Raw genomic sequence first — 2,166 nt, 5'->3', positions numbered from 1 at the left:
CGGAGACGCCGACGGCGCACCCCCGGGTGGGGGTGCGCCGTCGTCGCTCGGGGACCTCGGTCAGTCGCGGGGCTTCTCGCGCATCTCGTAGGTCTCGATGATGTCGCCGATCCGGATGTCGGAGTAGTTGGCGATGGTCAGACCGCACTCGAAGCCCTCGCGGACCTCGGTGACGTCGTCCTTCTCCCGCCGCAGCGAGGCGATGGACGACTCGTGCACGACCACCCCGTCACGGAGCAGACGGGCCGAGGCGTTCCGGCGCATGATGCCGCCGGTGACCATGCACCCGGCGATGATGCCGGCACGCGAGGAGCGGAAGATCTCGCGGATCTCCGCGGTGCCCAGCTGGGCCTCCTCGTAGATCGGCTTGAGCATCCCCTTCAGCGCGGCCTCGATCTCGTCGATGGCGTCGTAGATCACCGAGTAGTAGCGGATGTCCACGTTCTCGCGGTCCGCCATCTCGGTGGCCTTGCCCTGCGCCCGGACGTTGAAGCCGATGACCACCGCACCGGAGGCGGCCGCCAGCGAGACGTTGGTCTCGGTGATGGCACCGACCCCGCGGTCGATCACCCGCAGCGAGACCTCCTCGCCGACGTCGATCTTGCTCAGCGCGTCCTCCAGGGCCTCCACCGAGCCCGAGCCGTCACCCTTGAGGATGAGCAGCAGCTCGCTGGTCTCGCCCTTCTCCATCTGCTCGAACAGCTGGTCGAGCGTCTTGCGGCGGGCACCGGCGGCCTGGGCGGCCATCCGGAGCCGGGCCTCGCGACGCTCGGCGATCTGCCGGGCCATCCGGTCGTCGTTGACGACGATGAAGCTGTCGCCCGCGCCGGGGACGGCGGTCAGACCGAGCACCTGCACCGGCGTCGACGGCAGCGCCTCGTCGAGGGTGTTGCCGTTGTCGTCGATCAGCGCCCGGACCCGGCCGTGGGCCGGACCGCAGACGATGGAGTCGCCGACCCGCAGGGTGCCCCGCTGGACCAGCACCGTGGCCACCGGGCCACGGCCCTTGTCGAGGTGCGCCTCGACCGCCACGCCCTGGGCGTCCATGTCGGGGTTGGCCCGCAGGTCGAGCGCGGCGTCGGCGGTCAGCACGATCGCCTCCTGCAGCTCGTCCAGACCCTGACCGGTGACCGCGGAGACGTCGACGAACATCGTCTCGCCGCCGTACTCCTCGGGGACCAGGCCGTACTCGGTGAGCTGGCCGCGGACCTTGGACGGGTCCACGCCCTCCTTGTCGACCTTGTTCACCGCGACCACGACCGGCACGTCGGCCGCCGTGGCGTGGTTGAGGGCCTCGATGGTCTGCGGCATCACACCGTCGTCGGCGGCGACCACCAGCACGGCGATGTCGGTCGCCTTCGCACCACGGGCACGCATGGCGGTGAACGCCTCGTGACCCGGGGTGTCGATGAAGGTGATCTTGCGCTCGACCTCGTCGACCTCGGTCTCGATCTGGTAGGCGCCGATGTGCTGGGTGATGCCACCGGCCTCGCCGGCCACCACGTTGGAGCGCCGGAGCGCGTCCAGCAGCTTCGTCTTTCCGTGGTCGACGTGACCCATCACGGTGACGACCGGCGGACGGGCCGCCAGGTCGGACTCGTCGCCCTCGTCCTCGCCGAACTCGATGTCGAAGCTCTCCAGCAGCTCCCGGTCCTCGTCCTCGGGGGAGACGACCTGGATGTCGTAGTTGAGCTCCGAGCCCAGCAGCTGCAGGGTCTCGTCGTTCACCGACTGGGTGGCGGTGACCATCTCACCGAGGTGGAACAGGGCCTGCACCAGCGACGCCGGCTCGGCACCGATCTTCTCGGCGAGGTCGGTCAGCGAGGCGCCGCGGGCGAGCCGGATGGTGGAGCCGTCGCCCTTGCGGACGCTCACGCCGCCGAAGCTCGGCGCCTCCATCTGGTCGAACTCTTGACGACGCTGCTTCTTCGACTTCCGACCGCGGCGCGACGGACCACCGGGACGCCCGAAGGCGCCCTGGGTGCCACCACCGCTGCGACCACCGCGACCGCGGGGGCCGCCACCGCCCATCGGCGGACCGCCGAAGCCACCGGGGCCACGACCGCCACCACCACCGGGGCCGCCGCGACCGCGACCGGCACCGGGGCCGCCACGACCGCGCTGGGCCGGCGCACCGAGCTGTCCGGAGGACTGCTTGGGCATCAT

At 70.9% G+C, this 2,166-nt stretch carries 1 protein-coding gene; it reads right to left on the bottom strand.

The annotated features are described in order from the left end of the window. Nucleotides 1–60: 60 nt before the first annotated feature. On the bottom strand, nt 61–2,166 hold a 2,106-nt coding region (gene infB / locus DVA66_RS19660; protein WP_114561494.1), incomplete at its 5' end, for a translation initiation factor IF-2.

Origin of the sequence: Desertihabitans aurantiacus (assembly GCF_003344635.1) — a bacterium.
Classification (GTDB): Bacteria; Actinomycetota; Actinomycetes; order Propionibacteriales; family Propionibacteriaceae; genus Desertihabitans; species Desertihabitans aurantiacus.
The sequence above is the reverse complement of the archived record's forward strand: the minus strand, read 5'-3'. Positions and strand labels throughout refer to the sequence as shown.